Origin of the sequence: Sphingomonas jejuensis, assembly GCF_011927695.1 — a bacterium.
In the GTDB taxonomy this organism is placed as follows: Bacteria; Pseudomonadota; Alphaproteobacteria; order Sphingomonadales; family Sphingomonadaceae; genus Sphingomonas_K; species Sphingomonas_K jejuensis.
The window spans coordinates 1,818,652-1,831,479 of the sequence record NZ_JAATJE010000001.1; the positions used below are offsets into that span (position 1 = coordinate 1,818,652).

Consider the following 12,828-nt stretch of genomic DNA (forward strand, 5'->3'; position numbering starts at 1 on the left):
CGGTGGACGGCGCTCCTCGCCTCAGCCTCGGATCAGCTCGCACCGGGCAGCGGGTCCGAGCGCATGAAAAAAGGGCCCGCCGGAACAACGGCGAGCCCCTTTTTGCGTGCTGGTCGATCGATGCCGATCAGAACTCGCGATACTGCTCGTTCCCGACGAAACCAAGCTTGGTGATCTCGGCACGGCGGACCACCGCGAGCACCTGATCAACCGTCAGGTAGGGCGCGTTGGCGTCCGGCTGGATCTGCAGTTCCGGCTCGGTCGGCAGCGTCTTGGTGATGTCCAGATACTGACGCAGCAGCACCAGGTTCACCGGCTGGGCGTTCCAGGCGATGCCGCTCTGCGGATCGATCGTGATCTTGTTACGGACCGGATTGATCGGCGGCGGGGTGTTGGTCTGATCGTTGACCGGCAGGTCGACGTTCACCGCGTGCGTCTGGATCGGGATGGTGATGATGAACATGATGAGGAGCACGAGCATGACGTCGATCAACGGCGTCGTGTTCATCTCCATCATCGGCTCGCCGTCTTCGGTGCCGCCGCTCATCGCCATGGGACTATACTCCTTGTCTTAGCGCGCGCGGAGCGCGCTGCCGGCCGGCGGCTCTGAAATGAAGCCGACGCGGGCAAAGCCTGCACGCTGCATCTGGTAGATCGCGCCACCGATGCAACGGTAGGGCGTGTTGACGTCGCCGCGGATGTGGACCTCCGGCAGCTCAAGGCCGGGGGCCTCCGGTCCACCCTGGCGGGCGATCTCGGTTTCGAGCTTGTCCACGGCGCGCTCGACGAGCTGCTCCGCATTGACCGGGGTCTGGTTCCAGTAAACCTCGCAGGTCGCGTTCGCGCCGGTCTGGCCGGGCGTGGGTCGGATCGACAGCGAGACATTCTCCGGCTTCGTCTCGGTCGGCTCGAACACGACGTCGGGAAGCTGGACATCGACGGTCTGAACGACGACCGGGATGGCGATCAGGAAGATGATGAGGAGCACCAGCATGACGTCGACGAGCGGCGTCGTGTTGATGTCCGAAAGCGGCTTTTCCGCGCCACCGTCGCCGGGGCCGACATTCATTGCCATTGCACGTATTCCTGCTGGAGCGGTGATTGAGTGCCGGCCGCTGTCCGGCCCCGATCCTTCATGTGGGAAGGCGGCCGGATCGGCAGCCGCCTTCCCCCAATCGACTTAGCTGTTCGGCTTGGTCTGCACGCCGCCGGTCTGACCCGCGGTCGTGGTCGCGCCGCGCGCACCACCGACCGGTGCACCCGCACCCGTCGGCGACGCGGCGCCCGGGGTTGCCGGACGCGTTGCGGTCGAGCCGGTGGCCGTGCCGGTGGTCGCCGGACGGGCCGTGCCGCTGCGCACCGCCGGACGAACCGCACCACCCGACACCATGTAGCCATGGAGGTCGTTGGAGAAGGCGCCCAGGTCCTCGGCGATGTGCTTGTTGCGGCGCTGCAGCCAGTTGTAGGCGAGCACGGCCGGCACGGCGACGACGAGGCCGAGCGCGGTCATGATGAGCGCCTCACCGACCGGGCCGGCGACGGCGTCGATCGATGCCTGGCCGGACGCGCCGATGCGGATCAGCGCGCGGTAGATGCCGACCACGGTGCCGAACAGGCCGATGAACGGCGCGGTGGCGCCAACCGTCGCCAGGAAGGCGAGACCGCCGCCGAGCTTCGAGTTGATGGTCGCCTGGCTGCGCGCCAGCGAGCTCAGCATCCAGTCATGCTGGTCGACGGGGTCGGTCAGCTTGCCGTGCTGGTCCTGCGCGACCAGGCCGTCGTCGACGATCTGGCGGTAGGCGCTGTTCGCCTCCAGCTTGCCCGCGCCTTCGCGCAGGTTGGTGTTGTTCCAGAAGCTGGCGCGCACGCGCTTGCCCTGGTTGATGATCTTCTGCTGCTCGAACAGCTTGGTGAAGAGGATGTAGAAGGAGAAGATCGACATGCCCACCAGGATGGTGAACGTGCCCTGCGCGATCAGGCCACCCTCGCGGAGCGCGGCGCCGAGACCGTACGGGTTTGCTTCTGCACCGCCGGGGGCCGCGGCGGCGGCCGAGGCGAGAAGATGAATGAGCATCGCTTGGCTTCCTGTTTCTAGAATAATCTGACTGAAGGGGACGAAATGGCCCGCCGGCGCCGCCGGCGGGCCTGCTGTTCGATTACTGCTCGATCCGCCACGTGAAATTCAGGCGCAGACCGCTCTGGCGCGTCGGGTTGCCGGCCTGGTCAAGCGGCGGCGAATAACGACCGCGACGCGTGATGGCCGTGCAGGTGGCCGCGTCAAGATCCGAATGACCGCTGGACGAAGTCACCGTGCAGTTCTCGATACGACCCTGCGCGTTGACGTCGAACCGGACACCCACACGTCCCTCACGCTCCTCACGAAGCGCACGGGCCGGATAGTCGGCCTGGGTCAGCCACGAGCCCGGGTTGCCGCGGGCCGAGGCCGCACGGCTGACCGTGGCAACCGGTGCCGCTGGCGGGGCCGGCGGGGCCGGCGGCGCGGGCGGAGGCGCGATCGGGATCGGATTGTAGTTCTGCGGCGGCGTCGGCTGCGTGAACACAGGCGGCGGCGGCGTAGGCGCCCGCACCAGCGGCGGCGGCGACACCACGGGCGGCGGCTCGATCGGCTGATCGGGCGGCGGCGGGGGTGGCGGCTCTTCCTCGGGCGGGGGTGGCGGCTCTTCCACGTCGACCACCGTCAACTCTTCCTGAACCTTCGACACGAAGTTCGAGGCGAGCCCGGTGACCAACGCATAGCCGAGCACGACATGGATCAGGACGACGATAACGATCGACCAGATCTTGCCAGCGCTCATCTTCTGGTCAGCGTAAGCCATTCGGTAACCAAACTCCTGGCAGTTGGGCAGCGGCGCGACCGCCGCGGCACCGGATCGTTCCATCCAGTCGTCCTGCACGAACGAATATTTCGTCCGGGCAGTTCGACGAAAGGCTTAACCCGCAGCTTTGAGCGACGCAAACGCTTTGTCGCCGTCTTGATGCCGCAACGTCGCCCATGTCATTAACGAAGGCTTCTTGAGGCAGGCTCACGCACCTGGCAGCCGCGCCGTCCCGATATGGAGCAGACATGGCCGGCATCCTTTCCCTTCTTCTCGCCGCCGCGAGCCCGGCGCTCTCGGCGCAAGCCGCTCCCCCGCCCCCTGCCCCGGCAGCGGCGCCGACGGCGGCGCCCACCATCGGCTATGTCGACCAGGCGGATCTGGCGCTGTCCGCGCCGGTCGCCGCGATCGTGACGATCGACCGCGCCACCCGGCTGCGCGACGCGCGCGCCACGGGCGTGGCGGCAGGATCGACCCGATTCTACGTCGAGGCGGATGTCGCCACGCTGTTGAAGGGCACGGGCGGGCTGGCATCGCGCGTGACCTATCTGGTGGACGTGCCCAACGACGCGCGCGGCCGGCCGGCGCGGCTGCGCGACCGGCGGGTGATCGTGCTCGCACGGCCGGTGCCGGCGCGGGCGGGCGAGCTGCAGCTGGTCGCCGCCGATGCGCAGATCGACTGGACGCCGGCGAATGAGGCGCAGCTGCGCGCGATCCTGACGGCGGCGGCGGCGGCCGATGCGCCACCCGCCGTGACCGGCATCGCCAGCGGCTTCAGCGTCGCCGGCACCCTGCCGGGCGAAAGCGAGACGCAGCTGTTCGTGCAGACCGCGGACCGCCGGCCGATGACGCTGAGCGTGCTGCGCCGGCCGGGCGAGACGGTGCGCTGGGCAGTGTCGCAGACCGAGATCGTCGACGAATCGGCCGCCCCGCCGCCGCGCGACACGCTGCTGTGGTACCGGCTGGCGTGCGGGCTCCCGCGCACGCTGCCGCCGACAATCGCGGCCGGCGCCGACGCGGAACGAATCGCGGCCGATTACCAGGTCGTGCTCGACGGGCTGGGCCCGTGCGAGCGTCAGCGCGACGAGAGCGAGACGCCGACGCCGGCGCAATCCGGGTAGATGTCGGGCTTGCGCGTCGACACGGTGAGCGCGACCACGCCGTGGCGGGCCGCGATCATCGCGTAGATGGCCCGCGCCAGCGTTTCCTGAAGGTTGTAGCGGCGTTCGGTGGCGATACGGCGGATGTCCGTGCGCAGATGGTCGTAGTTCCACGCGCTGTCGGCATCGTCGCTGGCGGCAAAGGCGGCCTCGTCCAGCCAAACCTCCACCGAGACGAGCAGCCGCTGCGGATTGCCGATCTCGAAATCATGGAAGCCGATGTCGACGGCGAGGTCATAGTCGGTGATGAAGATGGTGCGCGTGCGCGGCGCCAGCGTGGGCGGGACCATGTCGTCGAGCAGCGCGGCGGGGGACGGGTCGGCAATCATCACGGCTCCATGAACTGAACGTCGCGCGGCAGACGCAGGAAGCGCTGCCCGGCATCGAGCACGATCGTCTGCCCCGTCAGCACCGGGCTGGCCACCGCAAAGCGCAGCGCCGAGACGATGTCGGCAACGGAGACGCCGCGGCCAAGCGCGTTGACGCGGTGGACGGCATCGAAGCCTTCCCGCGTCTGCGGGCCGGACACCAGCGTGACGGAGGGCGCGATGCCCACCATGCGGATGCCGCGCGGCGCCAGCACCCGCGCCGCGATCTCCGCCATGCCGGCGAACGCCATCTTTGATACGGTGTAGGAGAAGAAGTCCGGGTTCGGGTTCTCCAGCTTGGCGTCGAGCAGGTTGACGACCAGCCCCCCTGCCCTGGCCGGCACGGCGGCGGCAAAGGCGCGGGTGAGAAAGGCGGGTGCCCGGGCATTGATCGCCATGTGCCGGTCCCAGGCGGCGACCGTCATGTCGTCAAAGCCATCAAGGTCGAACAGCGAGGCGTTGTTGACGAGGAGCGCGGGCGGCGGCAGCCCGTCCAGCGCGGCGACGATGTGCGCAGGGGCGTTGGGATCGACGAGATCGGCCACCACCACGCGGCCGGCCCCCAGCGAATCGCGCAGCGCCATCGCCCCGTCCACCGACCGGTTGCAGTGGAGAAGGACGGTCCAACCGTCGGCACCCAGCGCCTCCGCCAGTGCCCGGCCGATCCGCCGGCCCGCGCCCGTCACGATGGCGGTGCGCGGCCCCCCGCCGAACTCCGGCGTCATGCTGTCCCCTTTCTTTTCACGGGCGCGACGCTAAAGCGCGCCGCTCTGCCCGTCCACCGACGGGCGCGAGAGTTGCCGGCCATGCCCGTTTTGCCCCTGTCCCCGCTCGACCGCATCGATCCCGCAGCCGTGGACGCGCTGCTCGACCAGGCGTTCGGCGCGGATCGGCGCGGGCGCACCGCCTATCGCCTGCGCGAGGGCACCAGGCCGATCCCCGCCCTGAGCTTCGCCGCGCTGGACGGCGGCGCGCTTGTCGGCAGCATCCAGAGCTGGCCGGTCGCGATCGAGATCGACGACGGAACCACGCTTCCCATGGTGATGGTGGGCCCGGTCGCGGTCGCGCCCGACCGCCAGGGCCAGGGCATCGGCCGCGCGCTGGTGGATGCGGTGATCGCCGCCGCCGACGCGAACGGCGGCAGCGACAGCGGACGGCTGATGATGATCGGCGATCCGGACTATTATGGCCGCTTCTTCGGATTCTCGGCGGATGCGACCGGTGGCTGGCGGCTGCCCGGGCCGGTCGAGCGCCACCGGCTGCTGCTGCGCGCGCGCGACGCCGATCGGCTGCGCGTGAGCGGAACGGTGGTCCCGCGCCGGGCCTTGACGGACGCATAGATGTTCCCACTTGGTTCCGCGTGCGCTACAGCCCCGACATGCCCATGAGAACGCTGCCCGACCTGACCGGATTGTCGCTGGGCGAGATCGCGCGCCTGGCCGAATCGGCGCAGCTGCCGCCCGTCGAAAGCTGGCAGCCGGCGCATTGCGGATCGAGCGGGATGCGGATCGCGCGCGACGGCACCTGGTTCCACGAAGGCAGCCCGATCGGCCGGCCGGCGATGGTGGCGCTGTTCTCCACGCTGCTGCGGCGCGAGGAGGATGGCCGGCACGTCCTGGTGACGCCCGTCGAGAAGCTGGACATCGACGTCGAGCTCGCCCCGTTCACGGCGGTGGAGATGACAAGCGACGGCAGCGGACGCGACCGCCGGCTCGCCTTCCGGCTGAACACCGGCGACCTGGTGGTGGCCGGCCCCACGCGCCCGATCCGCATCGAGGATGGCGAGGACGGTCCCGTGCCGCTGCTGCGCGTGCGCGGCGAACTGGACGCGCTTATCGCGCGGCCGGTCTATTACGAGCTGGCCGAGCTGGCGATCGCGGACGGCGGCGATCCGGCCGGCGTCTGGAGCGACGGCGCCTTCTTCCCCATCACCGGCGGGGATCGTTGAGCCTCGTCAATCGGTTGAGGGAGGCGATGGCGCATCCCGGCTCCCCTCCCCTCTACCCGAGCGACGACGTGGACGGCCGCATCGTGCCGGCGCGGCCGGTGCCGGCGGCCGTGCTGGTCGCCATCACCGATCGTCCGGCGCCCGGCATGATCCTGACCGAGCGCGCGGGAACGCTGCGCCAGCACAGCGGCCAGGTCGCGTTTCCCGGCGGGCGCATCGATCCGGACGACGCATCGCCCACCGCCGCCGCCCTGCGCGAGGCGGAAGAGGAGATCGGCCTGCCGCCGTCTGCCGTGCGGGTGGTGGGCGAGGCCGACCCCTATCTGACGGTCACCGGATACAGCGTGACCCCCGTCATCGGCGTGATCCCGCCTGACGTGCCGCTGGTGCCGAGCGAGGCGGAGGTGGCGGCGGTGTTCGAGGTGCCGCTGTCCTTCCTGCTGGCGCCGGGCAACATGGTGGAACGATCCATCCTGCTCGACGGGCGGCAGCGGCGTTACCGCGAGGCGATCTGGGACAACCGGCGGATCTGGGGCGCGACCGCGGCCATGATCGCCAACCTGTCGGATCGGCTGCGATGGATCGCCTGATCCTGCCGCTCCGCCCCGGCATGGAGCATCTGCTGGAGGCGCTGGACACCGGCCGCGGCGCGACCCGCCTGGTGGGCGGCGCGGTGCGCGACGCGCTGATCGGCCGGCCGTTCAACGACGTGGACCTTGCCACCCGGCTGGTGCCCGACACGGTGATCCGCCGGCTGAAGGCCGCCGACATCCGGGTGGTGCCGACCGGCCTGGCGCACGGCACCGTGACGGCGGTGCTGCCGACCGGCCCGATCGAGGTGACCACGCTGCGCCACGACCTGTCGACGGACGGGCGCCGCGCGACGGTGGCCTACACGCTCGACTGGGAAGCGGACGCGGCCCGGCGCGACTTCACGATCAACGCGCTTTATGCCGACCCCATCGACGGCGACGTCATCGACTATTTCGAGGGGCGCCGCGACCTGAACGCGGGGATCGTGCGCTTCATCGGCGATCCGCTTCGCCGCATCGCCGAGGATCATCTGCGCATCCTGCGCTTCTTCCGGTTCCATGCGCGCTATGGCCGCGGCGAGCCGGACGCGCGCTCCCTGGAGGCCTGCACCAACCGCGCCAACGACCTGATGGCCCTGTCGCGCGAGCGGATCGCGGACGAGGTCTTGAAGCTGCTGGCGAGCCGCGATCCGCTGCCGACGGTGGCGCTGATGGAGCGGCTGGGCATCCTGAAGCCCGTGTTGCCGGAAGTGACGCGGCGCGGGGTCGACCGGCTGGCGGACCTGATGACGGCGGAGCGCAGCTTCGGCGTGCCGGGCGATCCGATCCGGCGGCTGGCCGCGCTGTTGCCCGACGATGCCGCAGTGTCGGTGGGGCAGCGGTTGCGACTGTCGAAGGCGCAGGTCCGACGGCTGGAACAGGCGAGCGGCGATGCTGGCGCAGGCACGCGCGCGCTCGCCTATCGACTTGGCACCGAATCGGCGATCGACCGGCTCTTGATGAACGGCGACGACCCGCAGCCACTGATCGGGTGGTCGCCGCCGCGCCTGCCGATCACGGGCGGTGCGCTGATCGCGCAGGGGCTGACCGAGGGGCCGGCGGTGGCGGCGGCGCTGCGCCGGGTCGAGACGCGCTGGATCGAGGAGGACTTTCCGCCGGCGGACCGGGTCGAGGAGATCGCGGCCGACGAAGTGGCTCAGGCGCTCGCGTCGGACAGATAGGCGAAGGCCGCCTCGGAATCGAGCGGCGAGGCGTAAAGGAAGCCCTGCCCCCGCGTGCAGCCGAGCGCCGCCAGCAGCGCGGCGAGTTCGGGTGATTCGATGCCCTCGGCGGTGGTGCGCAGCCCAAAGGCCTGGGCCAGCGACAGGATCGCCCGGACGATCGCGCCCTTGTCGCGGTCGGTCAGCATGCCGGTGACGAAGCTGCGGTCGATCTTCAGCATGTCGATGGGCAGGCGTTGCAGATAGGACAGGTTGGAGTAGCCCGTGCCGAAATCGTCGAGCGCGAGTTCCACGCCCAGCTCGCGCAGCGCCGCCATGACCCCCATCGCGCGTTCGGGATCGGCGATGATCGCGCTTTCCGTCAGCTCCACGATCAGCCGTCGCGGCGCGACGCCGTGCTTGGCGAGCGCATGTTCGACGAGCGAGGGCACATCGTCCTGCGCGATCTGAAGCGGGGACAGGTTGACCGCCATGCTGACCGCCTGCGGCGCGGCGGCCGCGGCGTCCCAGGCCGCAAGCGTCTTCAGCGCATGATCGAGCGCCCAGCGGCCGAGCGGGACGATCAGCCCCGATTCCTCCGCCACCGGGATGAATTCGGTGGGCGGGATCATGCCCCCGTCGTGCGGCCAGCGTGACAGCGCCTCGAACCCCAGCACCCGGCCGGTCGCAAGGCAGGTGATCGGCTGAAAGGCGAGCCGCAGCCGATCCCCCTCGATCGCGCGGCGCAGATCGGTTTCCAGCGTGAAGCGGCGGCGCGCGCGATCAAACGCGACGGGCTGATATTGCTCGACCTGCCCGCTCTGCTTGGCGCGCTTGCTGGCGAACTGCGCGCGGCGGATGAGCTCGTCCACGTCGAGCTCGGCCTCCACGCTGACGCTGCCGATCGCACAGTCGACGCTGATCTCCAGCTCCGACAGGCGGAACGGCTGTTCGAACACCTTGCGCAGCCGATCGGCGACGGCGATGCCGCCGTCGGTCTCGTCCGTGCGGACCAGGATGCCGAATTCGTTGGCGCCGATCCGCGCGATGACGTCGCCGGTGCGCAGCGGCCGCAGCAGGCGCCGGGCGGCGGTGATCAGCAGCTCGTCCCCCGACAGCGCGCCGACCGATTCGTTGATGCGGCCGAAGCGGCGCAGATCGAGGATGAGAAGCGCGTGGCGCTGGCCGGTGCCGGCGGCATCGGCGATCGCCTGCTCCACCCGTTCGGTGAAACCGCTGCGGTTGAGCAGGCCGGTCAGGCTGTCCGTCTGCATTTCCAGCCGGAGGCTCTTTTCGGTCTGCACCTCCGCCGTGCGGTCCAGGAGAGTCAGGAGGCAGCGCGGCTCCGTCGCCGCCAGCGTGCGGACGCGCGAGATGCGCACGGCGAAGTGCCGGCCCGAGATGCTGTCGCCGTCCGACCAGCGGAGGTCGCACTGCGCATCGCGGCCGGCCAGGAAGGTGGAGACGACAGGCGCGAGGCCCGATCGGTCGAGAAGCGGCTCGAGCCCGATCAGGTCGTCGGGTGACCAGCCGGCGCCGGTGTCGATGCGTTCGAACAGCTGGTTGCAGGCATCGACCCGCAGCCCGCCGTCCTTTTCGTAGAGCACCGCCGCCGCGATCGGCAGCGCATCCAGGTAGCGGCGGCGCAGGTCGAGCAGATCGGCCATGAGGGCATCGCCGCCCCCGTCCTCGGGTGCGGACAGGACCACCAGCTGTGGCCCGTCAGTCTTGATTGCTCGCGACGCCATCAAGGGTCGGCCTAGACCCCGACTGGTTAACAGCCTCCAAAAGGCGGCATGGCGATCAGCCGAAGCGATTGTCGCGCGGGAAACCGTTCGGCGCCATGCGCCCGCCGGCGCCGCGCGCGGTGCGCCAGGGCGTCAGGTCGGCCTCCGTCCGCTGCCGGCCGCTTCCCCCGCCCATCGCCCAGCTGAGCCCGTCGACGAGCCGGAGCGGGCGCGCGTCGGACAGGCCGCCGTCGCGGTAGCGCTGGAGCTGCACGCCCGCGCCGCGCGTCATTTCCGGCAGCTCCGACAGCGGCACCACCACCAGCTTCCGGTTGTCGCCGATGACGGCCAGGTGATCGTCGATCTCCTTGTCGCCCTCGCGGCGGATCGGCCGCACGATGCGGAGCGTGGCGCCCGGGCGCAGGTTGACGAGCTGGCGGCCCTTCCGCGTCTCGGCCAGGATCTCGTCGGCACGGGCAAGGAAGCCGCGGCCGTCGGTGGTCGCGACGAGCAGCCGTTCGCCGGGCACGGCCGGCAGCAGCGCGACGATCTCCACCTCGGCCGGCAGGTCGATCATCAGCCGGACGGGTTCGCCGAAGCCGCGACCGCCGGGCAGCCGGTCCGCCCCCAGCGTGTAGATCCGCCCGTCCGCCGCCGCCAGGAACAGGCGGGTGGTGGTCTGCGCGTGGAGCGCGAAGGCGAGCGCGTCGCCGTCCTTGAACTTCAGCGTGTCGGCCGCGGCCAGGTCGGCATGGCCGCGCATGGCGCGGATCCAGCCGCGCTGCGACAGGATCACGGTGACCGGCTCCCGCTCGATCATCGCGTCCCACGGGATCTCGCGCGCGGGCGCGGCCTCCGCCACATCGGTGCGGCGGCGGCCGATGGCGGTTTCCGGGCCGTATCGCTCCCGCAGCTTGGCGAGGTCCTTCTTCAGCCGGGTGCGCTGGCGGGCGGGGCTGTCGACCAGCGCCTGGAGCTGGTCGCGTTCCTTTTCGAGCGCGGCCTGCTCGCGCTTCAGCTCCATTTCCTCCAGCCGGCGCAGCGAGCGCAGCCGCATGTTGAGGATCGCCTCCGCCTGCCGGTCGGTCAGCGCGAACTCGGCCATCAGGACCGGCTTCGGCTCGTCCTCGCTGCGGATGATGGCGATCACCCGGTCGAGGTTCAGATAGGCGATGATGTAGCCGCCAAGCAGCTCCAGCCGGTCGGCGATCTTGGCGAGCCGGTGGCGCGACCGGCGCAGCAGCACGTCGTTCTGGTGGTCCAGCCAGGCGACCAGCACCTCCTTCAGCCCCATGACGCGCGGGGTGCGGGACGCGTCCAGCACGTTCATGTTGAGCGGGACGCGCACCTCCAGGTCGGTGAGGCGGAACAGGCTGTCCATCAGCATGTCGGCGTCGACCGACCGGCTGCGCGGCTCCAACACGATGCGGATGGCGGCATCACTTTCGTCGCGGACGTCGGCGAGGATGGGCAGCTTCTTGTCGTTGACCAGCGCGGCGATCGCCTCGATCAGCTTGCCCTTCTGCACGCCGTAGGGGATCTCCGTCACCACCGCGGCCCAGGTGCCGCGGCCGGTGTCCTCGCGCACCCAGCGGGCGCGGACGCGGAAACTGCCGCGCCCGGTGGCATACGCCTCCGCAATCGCGGCCGGCGGATCGACGAGCAGGCCGCCGGTCGGAAAGTCCGGGCCCTTCACATGCGCCAGGAGCGCGGCCGGCGCCGCGTTCGGATCGTCGATCAGCAGCGTGGCCGCATCCACGATCTCGGCGACATTATGGGGCGGGATGCTGGTCGCCATGCCGACGGCGATGCCGCTCGCGCCGTTGGCGAGCAGATTGGGGAACAGGCCGGGAAAAACCTCCGGCTCCTCCTCCTCCCCATTGTAGGTCGGACGGAAGTCGACCGTGCCTTCGTCCAGGCCGGCCATCAGGTCGATGGCGGGCTGCGCCAGCCGCGCTTCCGTGTAGCGGTAGGCCGCGGCGTTATCGCCGTCGACATTGCCGAAATTGCCCTGCCCGTCGACGAGCGGGTAGCGAAGCGAGAAATCCTGCGCGAGGCGGACCATGGCGTCGTAGACCGACTGATCGCCATGCGGGTGGTATTTGCCGATGGTGTCGCCGACGACGCGCGCGCACTTCTTGTAGGCAGCGGCGGGGTCGAGCCGAAGCAGCCGCATCGCCCAGAGCAGCCGGCGGTGCACCGGCTTCAGGCCGTCACGCAGATCGGGCAGCGAGCGCGCCGTGATCGTCGACAGCGCGTAGACGAGGTATCGCTCGCTGAGCGCGCTGTCGAACGGCGCGTCGACGATGCTGTCGAACGGATCGGCGGTGTCGGTCATTGCGCCGGCGTAGCAGCCAGCGCCGCCTGCGCGAAGATGCCAGCGATCCGCGCACCGGCCGTCGGCGGCCCGATCGCGCGCCGGATCGTGGCTAACGCACGATAAATCATGTTTGCGGACAAGCAGTTGGCGGCAGCAGGTAAGTCTTTGTTAGGCTTTTGCCGGTAGCCCGTCGGCCATGGGCACCGCGTTTTCCCGACGGCGTGTGATGGCCGTCTCGCTCCTCCTCGCCGCGCCGGCGGCGCTTGGCGCCACCGACCGGCTGGGCAACCTGGACGACAGGTTGCTCGCCGCGCACAACCGCGAGCGCGGCAGCATGGGCGTGGACGCGCTGCAATGGGACGCCGGGCTTGCCAGCGACGCGGCCGAGTGGGCGCGCTACCTGGCGGCGACCCGGACGTTCGAACATTTCGGCATCGACCCGACCGATCCCGATCCGCAGGGCGAGAATCTGTGGCTGGGGACCAAGGGCTATTACTCGCCGGAGGCGATGGTGGACCTGTGGTCGGCGGGCAAGACCCGCTACCATCCCGGCCGGTTCCCCGACGTGTCGACCACCGGCCGGATGGAGGATGTCGGCCACTACACCCAGGTGATGTGGCGCGAGACGACGCATGTCGGCTGCGCGATGGCCGATGATGGCGAGGACGAATATCTCGTCTGCCGGTACAGCACGGCCGGCAACCTGGAAGGCGAACAGCCCTTCTGAGCGGGCCGA

The 12,828-nt window shown here is 70.2% G+C and carries 14 protein-coding genes; 6 read left to right on the forward strand and 8 right to left on the reverse strand.

Annotated elements, in window-relative coordinates; translation table 11 throughout:
• Positions 1-127: 127 nt before the first annotated feature.
• From GGR88_RS09145 to GGR88_RS09160, 4 genes are all read right to left on the reverse strand, one after another.
• The gene (locus GGR88_RS09145; RefSeq protein WP_167954189.1) at positions 128-553 is read right to left on the reverse strand and encodes an ExbD/TolR family protein; all 426 of its coding nucleotides are present in this window, start codon (positions 551-553) and stop codon (positions 128-130) included.
• Between the two features lie 18 nt (positions 554-571).
• A complete protein-coding gene (locus GGR88_RS09150; protein ID WP_167954190.1) occupies positions 572-1,075 on the reverse strand; it encodes an ExbD/TolR family protein in 504 nt (167 codons plus the stop codon).
• Between the two features lie 105 nt (positions 1,076-1,180).
• Entirely contained in the window at positions 1,181-2,074 is an 894-nt protein-coding gene (locus GGR88_RS09155; protein WP_167954191.1) for a MotA/TolQ/ExbB proton channel family protein, read from the reverse strand.
• An 82-nt stretch (positions 2,075-2,156) separates the two neighbouring features.
• Positions 2,157-2,837, reverse strand: a complete 681-nt coding sequence (locus GGR88_RS09160; protein ID WP_167954192.1) for an energy transducer TonB — start codon at positions 2,835-2,837, stop codon at positions 2,157-2,159.
• A 248-nt stretch (positions 2,838-3,085) separates the two neighbouring features.
• Here GGR88_RS09160 and GGR88_RS09165 point away from each other — a divergent pair, with 248 nt between their 5' ends.
• The gene (locus GGR88_RS09165) at positions 3,086-3,958 is read left to right on the forward strand and encodes a hypothetical protein (protein ID WP_167954193.1); all 873 of its coding nucleotides are present in this window, start codon (positions 3,086-3,088) and stop codon (positions 3,956-3,958) included.
• Here GGR88_RS09165 and GGR88_RS09170 read toward each other — a convergent pair.
• Complete coding sequence (locus GGR88_RS09170; protein ID WP_167954194.1) at positions 3,913-4,326, reverse strand: dihydroneopterin aldolase; 414 nt, start codon at positions 4,324-4,326, stop codon at positions 3,913-3,915. The genes GGR88_RS09165 and GGR88_RS09170 overlap by 46 nt on opposite strands.
• Entirely contained in the window at positions 4,326-5,090 is a 765-nt protein-coding gene (locus GGR88_RS09175) for an SDR family NAD(P)-dependent oxidoreductase (RefSeq protein WP_167954195.1), read from the reverse strand. The genes GGR88_RS09170 and GGR88_RS09175 overlap by 1 nt, the downstream gene beginning before the upstream one ends.
• 81 nt (positions 5,091-5,171) lie before the next feature.
• Between GGR88_RS09175 and GGR88_RS09180 the strand changes: the two genes are divergently transcribed.
• The 4 genes from GGR88_RS09180 to GGR88_RS09195 are packed head-to-tail and all read left to right on the forward strand — an operon-like array spanning position 5,172 to position 8,066.
• Complete coding sequence (locus tag GGR88_RS09180) at positions 5,172-5,705, forward strand: GNAT family N-acetyltransferase (protein ID WP_167954196.1); 534 nt, start codon at positions 5,172-5,174, stop codon at positions 5,703-5,705.
• A 38-nt stretch (positions 5,706-5,743) separates the two neighbouring features.
• Entirely contained in the window at positions 5,744-6,313 is a 570-nt protein-coding gene (locus GGR88_RS09185) for a DUF1285 domain-containing protein (protein WP_167954475.1), read from the forward strand.
• Positions 6,310-6,903, forward strand: a complete 594-nt coding sequence (locus GGR88_RS09190; protein ID WP_245196481.1) for a CoA pyrophosphatase — start codon at positions 6,310-6,312, stop codon at positions 6,901-6,903. Before GGR88_RS09185 ends, GGR88_RS09190 begins: the two co-directional genes overlap by 4 nt.
• Positions 6,891-8,066: a CCA tRNA nucleotidyltransferase gene (locus tag GGR88_RS09195; RefSeq protein ID WP_167954197.1), complete on the forward strand. Its 1,176-nt coding sequence runs from the start codon at positions 6,891-6,893 to the stop codon at positions 8,064-8,066. The genes GGR88_RS09190 and GGR88_RS09195 overlap by 13 nt, the downstream gene beginning before the upstream one ends.
• On the opposite strand, the gene GGR88_RS09200 is transcribed toward GGR88_RS09195, so the two are convergent.
• Together GGR88_RS09200 and parC are read right to left on the reverse strand one after the other, a co-directional pair.
• Entirely contained in the window at positions 8,042-9,793 is a 1,752-nt protein-coding gene (locus tag GGR88_RS09200) for a putative bifunctional diguanylate cyclase/phosphodiesterase (protein WP_245196482.1), read from the reverse strand. The genes GGR88_RS09195 and GGR88_RS09200 overlap by 25 nt on opposite strands.
• A gap of 55 nt (positions 9,794-9,848) precedes the next feature.
• Complete coding sequence (gene parC, locus GGR88_RS09205; RefSeq protein WP_167954198.1) at positions 9,849-12,110, reverse strand: DNA topoisomerase IV subunit A; 2,262 nt, start codon at positions 12,108-12,110, stop codon at positions 9,849-9,851.
• A gap of 208 nt (positions 12,111-12,318) precedes the next feature.
• Here parC and GGR88_RS09210 point away from each other — a divergent pair, with 208 nt between their 5' ends.
• The gene (locus GGR88_RS09210; RefSeq protein ID WP_245196483.1) at positions 12,319-12,819 is read left to right on the forward strand and encodes a CAP domain-containing protein; all 501 of its coding nucleotides are present in this window, start codon (positions 12,319-12,321) and stop codon (positions 12,817-12,819) included.
• The last annotated feature ends 9 nt before the right edge of the window (positions 12,820-12,828 follow it).

Coding starts and splice junctions, on each gene's coding strand:
- GGR88_RS09145 (WP_167954189.1), bottom strand. CDS start 553: ATGGCGATGAGCGGCGGCACCGAAGACGGCGAGCCGATGATGGAGATG.
- GGR88_RS09150 (WP_167954190.1), bottom strand. CDS start 1,075: ATGGCAATGAATGTCGGCCCCGGCGACGGTGGCGCGGAAAAGCCGCTT.
- GGR88_RS09155 (WP_167954191.1), bottom strand. CDS start 2,074: ATGCTCATTCATCTTCTCGCCTCGGCCGCCGCCGCGGCCCCCGGCGGT.
- GGR88_RS09160 (WP_167954192.1), bottom strand. CDS start 2,837: ATGGCTTACGCTGACCAGAAGATGAGCGCTGGCAAGATCTGGTCGATC.
- GGR88_RS09165 (WP_167954193.1), top strand. CDS start 3,086: ATGGCCGGCATCCTTTCCCTTCTTCTCGCCGCCGCGAGCCCGGCGCTC.
- GGR88_RS09170 (WP_167954194.1), bottom strand. CDS start 4,326: ATGATTGCCGACCCGTCCCCCGCCGCGCTGCTCGACGACATGGTCCCG.
- GGR88_RS09175 (WP_167954195.1), bottom strand. CDS start 5,090: ATGACGCCGGAGTTCGGCGGGGGGCCGCGCACCGCCATCGTGACGGGC.
- GGR88_RS09180 (WP_167954196.1), top strand. CDS start 5,172: ATGCCCGTTTTGCCCCTGTCCCCGCTCGACCGCATCGATCCCGCAGCC.
- GGR88_RS09185 (WP_167954475.1), top strand. CDS start 5,744: ATGCCCATGAGAACGCTGCCCGACCTGACCGGATTGTCGCTGGGCGAG.
- GGR88_RS09195 (WP_167954197.1), top strand. CDS start 6,891: ATGGATCGCCTGATCCTGCCGCTCCGCCCCGGCATGGAGCATCTGCTG.
- GGR88_RS09200 (WP_245196482.1), bottom strand. CDS start 9,793: ATGGCGTCGCGAGCAATCAAGACTGACGGGCCACAGCTGGTGGTCCTG.
- parC (WP_167954198.1), bottom strand. CDS start 12,110: ATGACCGACACCGCCGATCCGTTCGACAGCATCGTCGACGCGCCGTTC.
- GGR88_RS09210 (WP_245196483.1), top strand. CDS start 12,319: ATGGCCGTCTCGCTCCTCCTCGCCGCGCCGGCGGCGCTTGGCGCCACC.